The 15,404-nt window shown below is 56.5% G+C and carries 15 protein-coding genes; all 15 read left to right on the top strand.

Translation table 11 applies throughout. The annotated features are described in order from the left end of the window. Nucleotides 1–61 precede the first annotated feature (61 nt). The 15 genes from serC to JFV26_RS08315 all read left to right on the top strand — a co-directional run bounded on the left by serC (nt 62) and on the right by JFV26_RS08315 (nt 15,381). Nucleotides 62–1,147, top strand: a complete 1,086-nt coding sequence (gene serC / locus JFV26_RS08385) for a 3-phosphoserine/phosphohydroxythreonine transaminase (RefSeq protein WP_201191400.1) — start codon at nt 62–64, stop codon at nt 1,145–1,147. Then, on the top strand, nt 1,147–2,241 hold the full coding sequence (gene pheA / locus JFV26_RS08380) for a prephenate dehydratase (protein WP_029298704.1): 1,095 nt from the start codon (nt 1,147–1,149) through the stop codon (nt 2,239–2,241). Before serC ends, pheA begins: the two co-directional genes overlap by 1 nt. A 12-nt stretch (nt 2,242–2,253) precedes the next feature. Continuing rightward, nucleotides 2,254–3,366 (top strand): histidinol-phosphate transaminase, encoded by a 1,113-nt coding sequence (gene hisC, locus JFV26_RS08375; protein WP_201191398.1) that lies wholly within the window; start codon nt 2,254–2,256, stop codon nt 3,364–3,366. Nucleotides 3,367–3,394: 28 nt separating this feature from the next. Beyond that, nucleotides 3,395–5,602, top strand: coding sequence for a bifunctional prephenate dehydrogenase/3-phosphoshikimate 1-carboxyvinyltransferase (locus tag JFV26_RS08370; RefSeq protein ID WP_242487769.1), 2,208 nt, complete (start codon nt 3,395–3,397; stop codon nt 5,600–5,602). Beyond that, nucleotides 5,599–6,288, top strand: a complete 690-nt coding sequence (gene cmk / locus JFV26_RS08365) for a (d)CMP kinase (protein ID WP_201191394.1) — start codon at nt 5,599–5,601, stop codon at nt 6,286–6,288. Before JFV26_RS08370 ends, cmk begins: the two co-directional genes overlap by 4 nt. A 120-nt stretch (nt 6,289–6,408) precedes the next feature. Then, a complete protein-coding gene (gene rpsA, locus JFV26_RS08360) occupies nt 6,409–8,103 on the top strand; it encodes a 30S ribosomal protein S1 (protein WP_123406822.1) in 1,695 nt (564 codons plus the stop codon). 259 nt (nt 8,104–8,362) lie between these two features. Beyond that, on the top strand, nt 8,363–8,641 hold the full coding sequence (locus JFV26_RS08355) for a hypothetical protein (protein WP_201191392.1): 279 nt from the start codon (nt 8,363–8,365) through the stop codon (nt 8,639–8,641). A 151-nt stretch (nt 8,642–8,792) separates the two neighbouring features. Beyond that, nucleotides 8,793–9,101 carry an integration host factor subunit beta gene (gene ihfB / locus JFV26_RS08350; RefSeq protein ID WP_054051920.1) on the top strand — a complete coding sequence of 103 codons (309 nt, stop codon included), beginning with the start codon at nt 8,793–8,795 and terminating at the stop codon, nt 9,099–9,101. An 11-nt stretch (nt 9,102–9,112) separates the two neighbouring features. Beyond that, nucleotides 9,113–9,352, top strand: a complete 240-nt coding sequence (locus tag JFV26_RS08345; protein WP_201191390.1) for a LapA family protein — start codon at nt 9,113–9,115, stop codon at nt 9,350–9,352. A gap of 226 nt (nt 9,353–9,578) precedes the next feature. Continuing rightward, complete coding sequence (gene rfbB / locus JFV26_RS08340; RefSeq protein ID WP_201191388.1) at nt 9,579–10,655, top strand: dTDP-glucose 4,6-dehydratase; 1,077 nt, start codon at nt 9,579–9,581, stop codon at nt 10,653–10,655. Continuing rightward, nucleotides 10,652–11,545 carry a dTDP-4-dehydrorhamnose reductase gene (gene rfbD / locus JFV26_RS08335; protein WP_201191386.1) on the top strand — a complete coding sequence of 298 codons (894 nt, stop codon included), beginning with the start codon at nt 10,652–10,654 and terminating at the stop codon, nt 11,543–11,545. Before rfbB ends, rfbD begins: the two co-directional genes overlap by 4 nt. Beyond that, nucleotides 11,542–12,432 carry a glucose-1-phosphate thymidylyltransferase RfbA gene (gene rfbA, locus JFV26_RS08330; protein ID WP_201191384.1) on the top strand — a complete coding sequence of 297 codons (891 nt, stop codon included), beginning with the start codon at nt 11,542–11,544 and terminating at the stop codon, nt 12,430–12,432. The genes rfbD and rfbA overlap by 4 nt, the downstream gene beginning before the upstream one ends. Nucleotides 12,433–12,488: 56 nt before the next feature. Further along, nucleotides 12,489–13,412: a glycosyltransferase gene (locus JFV26_RS08325; RefSeq protein WP_201191382.1), complete on the top strand. Its 924-nt coding sequence runs from the start codon at nt 12,489–12,491 to the stop codon at nt 13,410–13,412. Continuing rightward, nucleotides 13,409–14,371 carry a UDP-glucose 4-epimerase family protein gene (locus tag JFV26_RS08320; protein ID WP_201191380.1) on the top strand — a complete coding sequence of 321 codons (963 nt, stop codon included), beginning with the start codon at nt 13,409–13,411 and terminating at the stop codon, nt 14,369–14,371. Before JFV26_RS08325 ends, JFV26_RS08320 begins: the two co-directional genes overlap by 4 nt. Next, on the top strand, nt 14,368–15,381 hold the full coding sequence (locus tag JFV26_RS08315) for an MraY family glycosyltransferase (protein ID WP_201191702.1): 1,014 nt from the start codon (nt 14,368–14,370) through the stop codon (nt 15,379–15,381). Before JFV26_RS08320 ends, JFV26_RS08315 begins: the two co-directional genes overlap by 4 nt. The last annotated feature ends 23 nt before the right edge of the window (nt 15,382–15,404 follow it).

The raw sequence follows: 15,404 nt of genomic DNA, 5'->3' as shown, positions 1-15,404 counted from the left end.
TTCAGAGTTTCGAATTTTCAGATTTATTGCGTGATACCACCAAATCAGAGCGAGATTGGATGTGAGCAAGAGAGCCTATAACTTCTGTGCCGGTCCTGCGGCACTTCCTGAAGCTGTCCTGAAGCGCGCCCAGGGTGAACTCCTTGATTGGCACGGCAAGGGCTTGTCGGTCATGGAAATGAGCCATCGCAGTGATGAGTTCGTGTCCATCGCCACCAAGGCCGAGCAGGATCTGCGTGATCTGCTGAATATCCCCTCGAACTATAAAGTGCTGTTTCTGCAAGGCGGCGCCAGCCAGCAATTCGCTCAGATCCCTCTGAACCTGTTGCCTGAAGGCGGCTCGGCCGACTATATCGACACCGGTATCTGGTCGCAGAAAGCCATCGAAGAGGCCTCGCGTTACGGCCACGTCAACGTCGCCGCTACCGCCAAGCCTTACGACTATTTCGCAATTCCCGGTCAGAACGAATGGAAGCTGTCGAAAGATGCGGCCTACGTTCACTACGCGCCGAACGAAACCATTGGCGGCCTGGAATTCCAGTGGATCCCGCAAACCGGTGATGTGCCGCTGGTCGCTGACATGTCTTCCGACATCCTCTCGCGTCCGGTCGATGTGTCGCGCTTCGGCATGATCTACGCCGGCGCCCAGAAAAACATCGGCCCGAGCGGCATTGTCGTGAACATCGTTCGCGAAGACCTGCTGGGTCACGCCCGCTCCCTGTGCCCGACCATGCTCGACTACAAGGTCGCAGCGGATAACGGCTCGATGTACAACACGCCGCCGACCCTGGCCTGGTACTTGTCGGGGCTGGTATTCGAGTGGCTGAAAGAGCAGGGTGGTGTTGAGGCCATCGGCAAGCTCAATGAAGTAAAACAGCGCACGCTGTACGACTTTATCGACGCCAGCGGCTTGTACAGCAACCCGATCAACCTGCCGGACCGCTCGTGGATGAACGTACCGTTCCGCCTGGCTGACGATCGCCTGGACAAGCCATTCCTGGCCGGTGCCGACGAGCGCGGCCTGCTGAACCTCAAGGGGCACCGTTCCGTGGGCGGCATGCGCGCCTCCATCTATAACGCCGTCGACATCGTTGCGGTCAACGCACTGATTTCGTACATGGCAGAGTTCGAGAAGGAACACGGCTAATGTCTGAGCAAGAACTCAAGGCACTGCGCGTTCGCATTGATGCCCTGGACACTAAAGTCCTGGAGCTGATCAGCGAACGTGCACGCTGCGCCCAGGAAGTTGCGCGAGTAAAGATGGCCTCGCTGGCCGAAGGCGAAGTGCCGGTGTTCTATCGTCCCGAGCGTGAAGCTCAGGTGCTCAAGCGCGTGATGGAGCGTAACCAGGGGCCGCTGGGTAACGAAGAGATGGCGCGGCTGTTCCGCGAAATCATGTCCTCGTGCCTGGCTCTCGAGCAGCCGCTGAAAGTGGCTTACCTCGGTCCTGAAGGCACCTTCACCCAGGCGGCGGCCATGAAGCACTTCGGCCACGCTGTGATCAGCAAGCCAATGGCGGCGATCGACGAAGTGTTCCGCGAAGTGGCGGCCGGTGCGGTGAACTTTGGCGTCGTCCCGGTGGAAAACTCCACCGAAGGTGCGGTCAACCACACCCTCGACAGCTTCCTTGAGCACGACATGGTGATCTGCGGCGAAGTCGAACTGCGGATTCACCATCACCTGTTGGTCGGTGAAAACACCAAGACTGACAGCATCAGTCGCATCTACTCCCACGCCCAGTCCCTGGCCCAGTGCCGCAAGTGGCTGGACGCCCATTACCCGAATGTCGAGCGCGTGGCAGTCTCCAGCAATGCCGAAGCAGCCAAGCGGGTCAAAGGTGAGTGGAATTCGGCGGCGATTGCCGGCGACATGGCCGCAGGCTTGTACGGGCTGACCCGTCTGGCCGAGAAAATTGAGGATCGCCCGGACAACTCCACGCGATTCCTGATGATCGGCAGCCAGGAAGTGCCGCCGACCGGCGACGACAAGACCTCGATCATCGTCTCCATGAGCAACAAACCTGGCGCACTGCACGAGTTGCTGGTGCCGTTCCATGACAACGGCATCGATTTGACACGGATCGAGACCCGTCCGTCGCGCAGCGGTAAATGGACCTACGTGTTTTTCATCGACTTCGTCGGCCACCACCGCGACCCGCTGGTCAAAGGTGTGTTGGAAAAGATCAGTCAGGAAGCAGTAGCACTCAAAGTGCTGGGTTCCTACCCGAAAGCAGTTCTCTAAGGGCGGTAGCAAATGAGTGGCGACTTCCTCGCTCTGGCACAGCCGGGCGTGCAACAACTTTCGCCTTACGTTCCGGGAAAGCCCGTGGACGAACTGGCACGCGAGCTGGACATTGATCCGGCCAAAATCGTCAAACTGGCGAGCAACGAAAACCCGTTGGGCGCGAGTCCAAAGGCGTTGGCAGCCATTCGCGAAGAATTGGCTGAGCTGACCCGTTACCCGGATGGAAATGGTTTTGCGCTCAAGACCTTGCTGGCCGAGCAGTGCCGCGTCGAGCTCAATCAAGTGACGCTGGGTAACGGCTCCAACGACATTCTTGAGTTGGTCGGTCGTGCCTATCTGGCGCCGGGCCTGAACGCCGTGTTCAGCGAGCACGCGTTTGCGGTTTACCCGATCGTGACCCAGGCGGTGGGTGCCGATGCGCGCGTTATCCCTGCCAAGGACTGGGGGCATGATTTGCCCGCCATGCTGGCCGCGATCGATGCTGATACGCGTGTGGTGTTTATCGCCAACCCGAATAACCCGACCGGGACCTGGTTTGGTGCCGAAGCGCTGGACGAATTCCTGCAGGACGTGCCGGCCCATGTGCTGGTGGTGCTGGACGAGGCCTACATCGAATACGCCGAAGGCAGCGACTTGCCGGATGGTCTGGACTTCCTGGCGGCGTACCCGAACCTGCTGGTCTCGCGTACGTTCTCCAAGGCCTATGGCCTGGCGGCGCTGCGAGTGGGTTATGGCTTGTCTGGCGCCGTGGTCGCCGATGTGTTGAACCGGGTGCGCCAGCCGTTCAACGTCAACAGCCTGGCCCTGGCCGCTGCTTGTGCTGCCCTGCAGGATACTGACTATCTGGCTGAAAGCCGTCGCTTGAACGAAGCCGGCATGCTGCAACTGCAAGCGGGTTTCCGTGCGCTGGGGCTGAGCTGGATTCCTTCGAAAGGCAACTTCATCTGTGTCGATCTGGGGCAGGTCGCTGCGCCAGTCTTCCAGGGCTTGCTGCGTGAAGGTGTGATCGTGCGTCCGGTAGCCAATTACGGCATGCCGAACCACTTGCGCATCACCATCGGTCTGCCGGCTGAAAACAGCCGCTTCCTTGAGGCGCTGACCAAGGTCCTGGCTCGTGGTTGATGTCACTGCTCTGCAATCTGCTGAACCTATGATCGGTCGCCTGGTGGTGGTCGGTCTGGGGTTGATCGGCGGTTCGTTTGCCAAGGGCTTGCGTGAAAGTGGCCTGTGCCGCGAAGTGGTCGGGGTCGATCTCGATCCGCAGTCGCGCAAGCTGGCGGTTGAGTTGGGCGTGGTGGATCGCTGTGAGGAAGACTTGGCAGCTGCTTGTCAGGGCGCGGACGTGATTCAGTTGGCCGTGCCGATCCTCGCTATGGAAAAAATGCTCGGCCAACTGGCTGGCATGGATCTGGGGCAAGCGATCCTGACTGACGTTGGCAGTGCCAAAGGCAACGTGGTGCGTGCGGCGACTGAAGCGTTCGGCGGTATGCCGGCACGTTTTGTGCCGGGGCATCCGATTGCCGGTTCCGAGCAGAGCGGGGTGGAAGCCTCCAATGCCGAGCTGTTCCGCCGCCATAAAGTGATTTTGACGCCGCTGGATCAGACCGATCCGGCAGCCCTGGCGGTGGTCGACCGTTTGTGGCGCGAATTGGGCGCCGACGTCGAGCACATGCAGGTCGAGCGCCACGACGAAGTGTTGGCGGCAACCAGCCATTTGCCACACTTGCTGGCATTCGGTTTGGTCGACTCATTGGCCAAGCGCAATGAAAATCTTGATATCTTCCGTTACGCTGCGGGCGGTTTCCGCGATTTCACAAGAATCGCCGGTAGCGACCCGGTCATGTGGCACGACATCTTCCTCGCCAACCGCGAAGCTGTCCTGCGCACACTCGATACATTTCGCAGCGACCTCGACGCCTTGCGCGACGCGGTCGATGCAGGGGATGGGCACCAATTGTTGGGCGTATTCACTCGCGCCCGGGTTGCCCGCGAACATTTCAGTAAAATCCTGGCCCGCCGGGCTTATGTGGACGCTATGAACTCCAACGACCTGATTTTCCTGGCACAACCTGGTGGCCGCCTGACTGGGCGGATTCGTGTACCGGGCGACAAATCGATTTCCCACCGTTCGATCATGCTTGGCTCCCTGGCCGAAGGCACCACCGAAGTGGAAGGTTTCCTTGAGGGCGAAGATGCCCTGGCGACCTTGCAAGCCTTCCGCGACATGGGTGTTGTGATCGAAGGTCCGCACCACGGTCGCGTGACCATTCACGGCGTCGGCCTGCATGGCTTGAAACCTGCGCCGGGTCCGATCTATCTGGGCAACTCCGGTACGTCGATGCGCTTGCTGTCCGGCCTGTTGGCTGCGCAAAGCTTCGACAGCACCCTGACCGGTGATGCCTCGCTGTCCAAGCGTCCGATGAATCGCGTGGCTAATCCACTGCGTGAAATGGGCGCCGTGATCGAGACCGCCGCAGAAGGTCGTCCTCCGATGGTCATTCGTGGCGGCAACAAGCTCAAAGGCCTGAGCTATACCATGCCGATGGCCAGTGCCCAGGTTAAATCCTGCCTGCTGCTGGCGGGTCTGTATGCCGAAGGCAAGACCACCGTCACCGAGCCTGCGCCGACCCGCGACCACACAGAACGCATGCTGCGTGGCTTCGGCTACCCGGTGGCCGTCAACGGCGCTACCGCATCGGTCGAGTCCGGCCACAAACTGACCGCGACCCACATTGAAGTGCCGGGCGACATCTCGTCGTCGGCGTTCTTCCTGGTGGCCGCGTCGATCGCCGAAGGTTCGGAGTTGGTGCTCGAGCACGTTGGCATCAACCCGACCCGTACTGGCGTGATTGACATCCTGCGCCTGATGGGCGCCGACATCACCCTGGAAAACCAGCGTGAAGTGGGTGGTGAACCTGTTGCAGACTTGCGCGTGCGGGCGGCTAAACTCAAAGGTATCGAGATTCCCGAAGCGCTGGTTCCGCTGGCCATCGACGAGTTCCCGGTATTGTTCGTGGCCGCGGCCTGCGCCGAAGGGCGCACGGTGTTGCGCGGCGCCGAAGAGCTGCGAGTCAAAGAGTCGGACCGGATTCAGGTCATGGCTGATGGCTTGCTGGCGCTGGGCGTCAAGTGCGAGCCGACCCCGGACGGCATTATCATCGACGGCGGCCAGATCGGCGGCGGCGAAGTGCATGGTCACGGCGATCACCGGATTGCGATGGCATTCAGCGTTGCCTCGCTGCGCGCCACTGCACCGATCCGTATCCACGACTGTGCCAACGTCGCGACCTCGTTCCCGAACTTCCTCGCGCTGTGCGCGCAGGTCGGTATCCGTGTAGCGCAAGAGGCTCAGTCGTGATTATCAAGCCACCGGTCATTACCATCGACGGGCCAAGCGGCTCGGGCAAGGGCACTATTGCCGGGATTCTGGCCAAGCGCCTGGGCTGGTGCCTGCTGGATTCCGGTGCGTTGTATCGTTTATTGGCATTTGCGGCACGCAACCATGGCGTCGACCTGACCAATGAAGAATCGCTGAAGCTGTTGGCCGCTCATCTGGACGTGCAGTTTGTCGGCGCGACGGAAGGTCATCCGCAACGGATCATTCTCGAAGGTGACGATGTCACCGACGACCTGCGTAATGAGCAAGTCGGCGCCTGGGCCTCTCAGGTCGCCGCACTGCCGGCGGTGCGCGATGCGCTGCTGCAGCGCCAGCGGGCGTTCCAGGAACCACCGGGCCTGGTAGCCGATGGTCGCGACATGGGCACGGTGGTATTTCCGGATGCGCCGCTGAAGATATTCCTGACTGCCAGTGCCGAGGAGCGTGCGCGCCGTCGATACTTGCAGTTGAAGGGCAAAGTCGATGGTGTTAGTCTGTCGAGTCTGCTAGATGAGATACGTGTCCGCGATGAGCGTGACACCCAGCGAGCGGTAGCCCCGCTCAAGCCGGCGGCTGACGCCATACTGCTGGATTCCACGGAATTATCCATCGATCAGGTGCTGGAACGCATCATGAGCGAGATCGCCATTCGCGATATCGTCGGGTGACCAAGAAGCTTCGCAGGGGACCAGTCATAGTCTTGCGATGCTTCTTCTAATGAACGTAACCCACGTCGTCTGGGATGTGGAGATGGGCGTATCCTTCGCCCTTATTCAACAGGAATTAAAATGAGCGAAAGCTTTGCGGAACTCTTTGAAGAAAGCCTAAAAACCCTGAACCTTCAGGCAGGCTCCATCATCACCGGTGTTATCGTTGATATCGATTACCAAGCTCGCTGGGTAACCGTTCACGCTGGCCTGAAGTCTGAAGCACTCATCCCGCTTGAGCAGTTCTACAACGATGCTGGCGAACTGACTATCAACGTCGGTGACGAAGTTCACGTTGCTCTGGACTCGGTTGAAGACGGCTTTGGTGAAACCAAGCTGTCCCGTGAAAAAGCCAAGCGCGCTGAATGCTGGATTGTTCTGGAAGCAGCCTTCGCAGCCGAAGAAGTGGTCAAGGGCGTTATCAACGGTAAGGTTAAAGGCGGCTTCACTGTCGACGTTAACGGCATCCGTGCGTTCCTGCCAGGTTCTCTGGTTGACGTCCGTCCAGTGCGCGACACCACGCACCTGGAAGGCAAAGAGCTGGAATTCAAGGTCATCAAGCTCGACCAGAAACGCAACAACGTTGTCGTTTCCCGTCGTAGCGTCCTCGAAGCCGAGAACTCCGCCGAGCGTGAAGCTCTGCTGGAATCCCTGCAGGAAGGCCAACAAGTCAAAGGTATCGTCAAGAACCTCACCGATTACGGCGCATTCGTCGATCTGGGTGGCGTCGATGGCCTGCTGCACATTACCGACATGGCTTGGAAGCGTATCAAGCATCCTTCCGAAATCGTCAACGTTGGCGACGAGATCGATGTCAAGGTTCTGAAGTACGATCGCGAACGCAATCGTGTTTCCCTGGGCCTCAAGCAACTGGGCGAAGATCCATGGGTTGCTATCAAAGCCCGTTACCCAGAAAGCACTCGCGTTACCGCTCGTGTAACCAACCTGACCGACTACGGCTGCTTCGCTGAGCTGGAAGAAGGCGTTGAAGGCCTGGTACACGTTTCCGAAATGGACTGGACCAACAAGAACATCCACCCTTCGAAAGTCGTACAAGTCGGCGACGAAGTGGAAGTTATGGTTCTGGACATCGACGAAGAGCGTCGTCGTATCTCCCTCGGCATCAAACAGTGCAAATCTAACCCATGGGAAGATTTCTCTGGCCAGTTCAACAAGGGCGATAAAATCTCCGGCACCATCAAGTCGATCACCGATTTCGGTATCTTCATTGGTCTGGACGGTGGCATCGACGGTCTGGTTCACCTGTCCGACATCTCCTGGAACGAAGTGGGCGAAGAAGCCGTTCGCCGCTTCAAGAAGGGCGACGAGCTGGACACCGTTATCCTGTCGGTTGACCCAGAGCGCGAGCGCATCTCCCTGGGTATCAAGCAACTGGAAAGCGATCCGTTCTCCGAGTACGTTCAAGAGAACGACAAAGGCGCAATCGTTAAAGGCATCGTGAAAGAAGTTGACGCTAAAGGCGCCATCATCACTCTGGCCGACGATATCGAAGCGACTCTGAAAGCCTCCGAAATCAGCCGTGACCGCGTTGAAGACGCGCGCAACGTTCTGAAAGAAGGCCAGGAAGTAGAAGCCAAGATCATCAGCGTTGACCGCAAGAGCCGCGTAATCCAGCTCTCCATCAAGTCGAAAGACGATGCTGAAGAGAAAGAAGCAATCCAGAGCCTGCGCGACAAGCCAGCGACTTCGGAACCTGCTGCTGGTCCTACCACTCTGGGCGACCTGTTGCGTGCACAAATGGAAAAACAGAACTAAGTTCTGTCAGACCATAGAAAAAGGGCGACTTCGGTCGCCCTTTTTTGTGCCTGCGATTTGGCTACTTCCCCGGAGTCGCTTGGAGGGGGGCGAAAACTGCAATCCTGGTAATCTTGCTAACGTCCCCAAAACGACCCTTATGAAACCAATCCCTTTCACCTGTTGTCTCTTTATTTAACAGGATCAATCGTTTATTTGCAGCTAGGCTTAGGCTTGATACGAGTGACGGTAGGGCGGAGCGCCCGGTATAAGGAAGTGAATGAACAGGCTCATTGTCGCAGTAGCGTTATTGACGCTGGCAGGTTGTACCACTAATGCCAAGACTCACGTCGTGCGTGGTGTCAGTGGCATCGAGGTCGATTGTTCCGGTTTGGGTTCTGGTTGGGAAAAGTGCCGCAAACGGGCTGACAGGGAGTGTAAGGGGGGCGGTTACAAGGTTATCGCCAGGTCTGATGAAGCCAAGGACGAGGATGAGTATCCGTTCGGCTTCAATCCTGCCGGGCTTGTGACTCGCACCATGTTGGTTATTTGTCGGTGAGGGCGTAATGACTTTGTCGTGTTGTGGTGCTCCGTAAATGGTCATCACATCCTTGGTAAATATATGTCAATACTCGGGCTGTTCAAATTCATCCGGGCATGCTAAAACCTTTGAAGCGCTGATCTAGCTGCTTGAAAAAGAAGGGAAAAATATGACGAAGTCGGAGTTGATCGAACGAATTGTCACCCATCAAGGGCTGCTCTCATCCAAGGATGTGGAGCTGGCCATCAAGACCATGCTTGAGCAAATGTCCCAATGCCTGGCCACCGGGGATCGTATCGAGATCCGTGGTTTTGGCAGCTTCTCCCTGCACTACCGCGCGCCGCGCGTAGGTCGCAATCCAAAAACCGGTCAGTCCGTCAGCCTCGATGGCAAGTTTGTTCCGCATTTCAAGCCGGGCAAAGAGTTGCGCGACCGGGTGAATGAGGAAGAGGAGGAAGGTTTTGACCTCCATAACTAAAGGTTTAATGCATGCGCAACCTTAAGCGTGTACTCCTCGGTGTGTTTGTTCTGCTGCTGGTTTTGGCGGTGTTGGCCTTTGTCCTCGAAAATCAACAGTCGGTTTCGTTGTTGTTTCTTGGCTGGGCCGGACCACAATTGCCGGTATCGCTGATCACGGTTCTCGCGCTGCTGATCGGCATGCTGGTCGGGCCGATTCTGGGCTGGTTTGTGAAGCGTGCCTCCAGGATTTCGCGCAAACGCCTTGTTTGATTTCGAAAACGTAAGTGCGCATCGAATTTGCAACACAGTTTGTCTATATCCATTAGTAAAACCTTCATTAAGCTGTAAAATGCTCCGCTCGTCCGGAGAGCGGCATCTGCCGTTCCGTTCATACTGACACTGTCAGAAGTCGTGGTTGAATCGTCGGCTTTTGCATTCATGGATCAGACAGCGCTCGGTTTTCAGCTCTGTCAGCAGCTCAAAGGTATGGTTTCGCGTGAAAATTCTAGTAACCGGCGGCGCCGGGTTCATCGGCTCGGCAGTCATCCGTCATATTATCTCCAATACTGCCGACTCTGTCGTTAACGTCGATAAGCTGACTTATGCCGGTAACCTTGAGTCGCTGGCCGAAGTGAGCCAGAGCTCGCGTTATGTGTTTGAGCGCGTAGACATCTGCGACCGTGATCAAATCGACCGTGTCCTGCGTGAGCTCCAACCAGATGCCATCATGCACCTGGCCGCAGAGTCCCATGTTGACCGTTCGATCTCTGGTCCATCTGAATTTATCCAGACCAATATCATTGGTACTTACACTTTGCTGGAAGCTGCACGCCACTACTGGGCTGCACTGGATGATGCACGCAAAGCCAACTTCCGCTTTCACCATATTTCGACTGATGAAGTTTACGGAGACCTTGAAGGCCCGGAAGACCTCTTCACTGAAACTACCCCGTACCAGCCAAGTTCGCCGTACTCGGCCAGCAAGGCCAGCTCCGATCACCTGGTTCGCGCTTGGGCCCGTACTTATGGCCTGCCGACGCTGGTCACCAACTGCTCGAACAATTATGGCCCGTGCCACTTCCCCGAGAAGCTGATCCCGCTGATCATCCTCAATGCACTGGAAGGCAAGCCGCTGCCGGTCTACGGCAAGGGCAACCAGGTGCGTGACTGGCTCTACGTCGAAGACCACGCTCGTGCTCTGTACAAGGTCGTGACTGAAGGTGTCATCGGCGAGACGTACAACATTGGTGGCCATAACGAAAAGCAAAACATCGAAGTGGTAAACACCCTTTGTGCACTGCTTGATGAACTACGTCCTGATTCCGCACATCGTCCTCACGCCAGTCTGATCACTTACGTTCAAGATCGTCCGGGCCACGATCAGCGTTACGCAATCGACGCCAGCAAAATCCAGCGTGAGCTAGGCTGGACCCCGGAAGAGACTTTCGATACGGGTATCCGCAAGACGGTCGAGTGGTACCTCAATAATACTGAGTGGGTTGCTCACGTGAAGAGTGGCAGCTACCAGCAGTGGATCGATCAGAACTACGCGGACCGTTCGAGCAAGGCATGAAAATCCTCCTGTTGGGAAAAAACGGCCAGGTCGGCTGGGAGCTGCAACGCTCCCTGGCCCCACTGGGTGAGTTGATTGCTCTGGATCGTCATGCGGTCGAGGGTTTGTGCGGCGACCTGTCAGACCTCGATGCATTGCGTGCGGCTATCCGCCAGGTCAAGCCTGACGTGATCGTCAATGCGGCAGCCTATACCGCCGTCGATAAGGCCGAGTCCGAAACCGAGCTGGCTGATCGGGTGAACGGCCAGGCTAGTGGGGTCATGGCTGAAGAGGCCGCGTCCCTGGGTGCCTGGTTGATTCACTACTCAACCGACTATGTATTCAGCGGCCAGGGTTCGACACCTTGGCAAGAGGTTGATGCGGTCGCACCGGTGAATCACTATGGCGCCAGCAAACTTGCTGGTGAACAAGCGATTATCACATCGGGTTGCAAGCACTTGATCTTCCGCACCAGTTGGGTCTATGGCGCTCGTGGCAACAATTTCGCCAAGACGATGTTGCGCCTGGCCAAGGATCGCGAAAACCTGAGCGTCATTGCCGACCAGATCGGAGCCCCGACGGGTGCAGACTTAATCGCCGACGTAACTGCGTTGGCCGTTCAGCAAGTCCTGCAACGTCCTGAGCTGGCTGGCTTGTATCACCTTGCAGCCAGTGGCGAAGTGTCCTGGCATGGTTATGCCAGCCATGTGATTAAATTTGCCCAGGCTAATGGTGAACAACTTGCCGTCAAGGCCATTAGCCCGATCGAAACAACTGCGTATCCAACCCCTGCCCGTCGTCCTCTGAATTCGCGTTTGAATACTCAGAAGCTGCGTGACAATTTTTCTCTACACTTGCCGGATTGGCAAAGTGGTGTAACCCGAATGCTTAGGGAAGTTCTGAACAAATGACCACGACAAATCGTAAAGGCATCATCCTCGCTGGTGGCTCGGGCACACGCCTGCATCCGTTGACTCTTGGCGTGTCCAAGCAGATGCTGCCGATCTACGACAAGCCAATGATCTTTTATCCGCTGTCGGTGCTGATGCTGGCAGGTATGCGTGAGATCCTGATTATCTCCACTCCTGAAGACTTGCCGTGCTTTCGAAAGTTGCTGGGTGACGGCAGCTTGTACGGCATCAAGCTGACTTACGCTGAACAGCCTAGCCCGGACGGCTTGGCTCAAGCGTTTATCATCGGGGAAGAGTTCATCGGCAAGGATCCTTGCTGCCTGATCCTGGGCGACAACATTTTTTACGGTCAGCACTTCTCGGACAACCTGCGTTCCGCCAGTACTCAAGAGCACGGCGCGACTGTATTCGGTTACCACGTTTCCGACCCTGAGCGTTTTGGTGTGGTTGAATTCGATGCCTCCGGCCGTGCCCTGAGCATCGAAGAAAAGCCTCTGATGCCAAAATCCAACTACGCGGTGACCGGTCTGTACTTCTACGACAACCAGGTTGTCGAGATCGCCAAGAACATCAAACCGTCCGAACGTGGCGAGCTGGAAATTACCGACGTCAATCTTGCTTATCTTGAGCAGAAGGCCCTCAACGTTGAAATGCTTGGCCGTGGCTTCGCCTGGCTGGATACCGGTACCCATGATTCGCTACTGGAAGCCAGTCACTTTGTGCATACCATCGAACAGCGCCAAGGGCTGAAAGTGGCTTGCCTGGAAGAGATTGCCTACCACAACGGCTGGATCACTGCCGAGCAGTTGGGTGCTCAAGCCGACGCCCTGAAGAAGACTGGCTACGGTCAGTATCTGCAGAAGTTGCTGGACTCGCCTTCCCACTGACTCGAAAGCTGAATGCTTTCGAACAGTAGCGTTTAACCGGTGCAAGCAGGAATGGCATGCCAGTAAAACATCCCAAGGTTGCGGTTTTGCTGGCTGCCTTCAATGGCATGCAATGGATCGAGGAGCAGTTGGCCTCGATTCTCGGCCAGTCAGCTGTCGACGTAACCGTTTACATCAGTATTGATCCTTCTACTGACGGTACCGAAGCTTGGTGCGCGGCTTATGCTGCTCAGCATCCTGGCGTTATCATGCTTCCTCCCGCTGGTACCTTCGGCGGAGCTTCGCGCAACTTCTTCAGGTTGATCCGCGATGTTGATCTCGACGGTTGCGACTTCGTTGCCTTTGCCGATCAGGATGATGTTTGGCACTCGGACAAGCTCCAGCGTGCGACCCAAGCCATTCAAACCCGTCGCGTAGATGCCTGCTCCAGTAATGTCATGGCTTTCTGGCCAGGCGGTAGCACTCATCTACTGGACAAGGCGCAGCCTCAGGTTGCGTGGGATTTTCTGTTCGAAGCGGCTGGACCTGGCTGTACCTACGTCATGAGCAAAAGTCTCGTGGAGTCGCTAAAGGCTTCGGTGCTCGCCAACTGGCAGCCACTACAAGATGTCAGCTTGCATGACTGGTATTGCTACGCTTTCGCTCGTAGCCATGGCTACCGCTGGTATATCGACCCTGTGCCCTCCATGGACTATCGCCAGCACGAGCATAACCAGGTGGGCGCCAACAAAGGCTTGAGCCCGCTGATTGCTCGCTACAAAACGATCCATGATGGTTGGTGGTTCAATCAAGTGCAATTGATCGCACGGCTAGTGGGGCAGGGTGATGAACCTTTTGTGCGGATCTGGCTGAAATTACGCCGCCGACAACTCATGAAGCTCTCCTTCAGTGCATGGCATTGCCGACGGCGTGTGCGGGATAAAGTGTTTTTCTTTTGTATTTGCTGGGCTGCGGCGTTGATCGGGAAAAAAGTCAAATGACCGCCCCGAAGGTATTGGTGACAGGGGCAAGCGGTTTCGTTGGGGAAGCGTTGGTGTTCAGGCTGTTGGTGGACAAGAGATTTTGTCCGATCGCGGCGGCACGTGGTGCTACTCGGTTACACGGGTTGTGCCCGGTGGTGTCCTTCGATCTGACCCACGCCAAGGTCTTGCCTGCGCTTGATGATGTCCAGGTAGTCATTCATGCCGCTGCCCGAGTGCATGTCATGAATGAAACCTCCGTGGATGCCCTGGCCGAGTTTCGTAAGGTCAACGTGGAAGGCACCCTTAGGCTTGCACAACGTGCCGCAGAGTCAGGGGTAAAGCGCTTTATCTTCATCAGCTCGATAAAGGTAAACGGTGAAAGCACCCTCCCAGGTAAACCGTTCAAATCCGATGATCATCCGAATCCGCTGGATCCGTATGGTGTATCCAAGTACGAAGCCGAAGAGGCGCTGAAGCAATTGGGGCGCGATACTGGCATGGAAGTGGTGATCATTCGTCCACCACTGGTCTATGGTCCCGGTGTAAAAGCCAACTTTCTGAGCATGCTGAGGTGGCTCAATAAGGGCATTCCACTGCCATTGGGTGCGATTCGAAATCAGCGAAGCCTGGTTGCAATCGGAAACCTGGTGAGCCTTATTGTCACGTGTATTGATCATCCCGCGGCGGCCAACCAGACCTTTCTGGCTTGCGATGGCGAAGATTTATCTACAACTCAACTGCTGCGTCGTCTATCCAAGGCGCTAGGCAAGCCTGCCCGACTCTTGCCTCTACCTGAGTGGCTGTTGAAGCTGGCAGCCTCGACAGTGGGCAAGCAGGCCGTCGCTCAACGCATATGTGGCTCGCTGCAAGTCGATATCAACAAAAACCGAGAGTTACTAGGGTGGATACCACCTATCAACATGGACAAAGCCATGCGTCAGACCGCTGGCCACTATCTGGAAAAGCAAACGAAATGACTGTTTGGTGGTTGCTCCTCGCGGTATTCGCTGGTTCCTGGGCCTTGACGTTTTTGTTGCTTCGTTACGCCTTGGCCAAGCGCTTGATGGACATACCCAACGAGCGCAGCTCTCATTCGATCCCTACGCCGCGTGGGGGAGGGGCAGCCATTGTTGTCTCCTTTCTCCTGGCGCTTCCTGTCCTTACGGGGCTTGATCTGCTGAGCCCGGCGGTCTTGTATGGCTTGCTTGGCTCGGGTCTTCTCGTTGCGGTTATCGGGTTCGCCGATGACCATGGGCATATTGCTGCCAGATGGCGGTTGCTGGGGCATTTCATTGCTGCGGGCTGGGCGCTATTTTGGCTTAACGGTCTTTCTCCAATTGAGTTTTTCGGTGTCGTAGTTGATTTGGGATGGTTTGGCAACATCGTGGCGTTGGTGTATCTGGTCTGGATGCTCAACCTTTATAACTTCATGGACGGCATCGATGGTTTGGCCAGCGCTGAAGCGATCAGCGTCTGTCTAGGGATGTGTCTAGTTTATTGGTTTAGCGGATACGTTGAGCTGTTCTGGACGCCGTTGATTCTGGCAGCGGCGGTGGCAGGGTTTCTTTGGTGGAATTTTCCTCCGGCGCGGATTTTCATGGGGGATGCGGGGAGTGGGTTTTTGGGGGTTGTGCTCGGGGTCTTGGCTATTCAGGTCGCGGGGAGTTCTCCCGAGCTGTTTTGGAGTTGGATTATTCTGCTTGGTGTATTCATTGTTGATGCGACATGGACTTTAGTACAGCGTCTTATACGCGGAGACAAAGTATATGAAGCCCATCGCAGTCACTGCTATCAACATGCAACCGATCGGTTTAAGCACCACGTGTTGGTAACACTGGGTGTGGTGAGCATAAACGTCTTGTTCTTGCTTCCTTTGGCTTTATTAGTAGGCAGAGGATGGTTGGCAGGCTCTTGGGGTGTTCTGTTTGCTTATTGTCCACTAATGGTGTTGGCATGGAAATTCAAGGCAGGAATCCCCAATAGATAATTATTCAGCGCTATTGGGGGGGC

The sequence above is a fragment of the Pseudomonas sp. TH31 genome (assembly GCF_016650815.1).
In the GTDB taxonomy this organism is placed as follows: Bacteria; Pseudomonadota; Gammaproteobacteria; order Pseudomonadales; family Pseudomonadaceae; genus Aquipseudomonas.
Note: the sequence above shows the minus strand (reverse complement) of the source record. Positions and strands in the feature narration are given on the sequence as shown.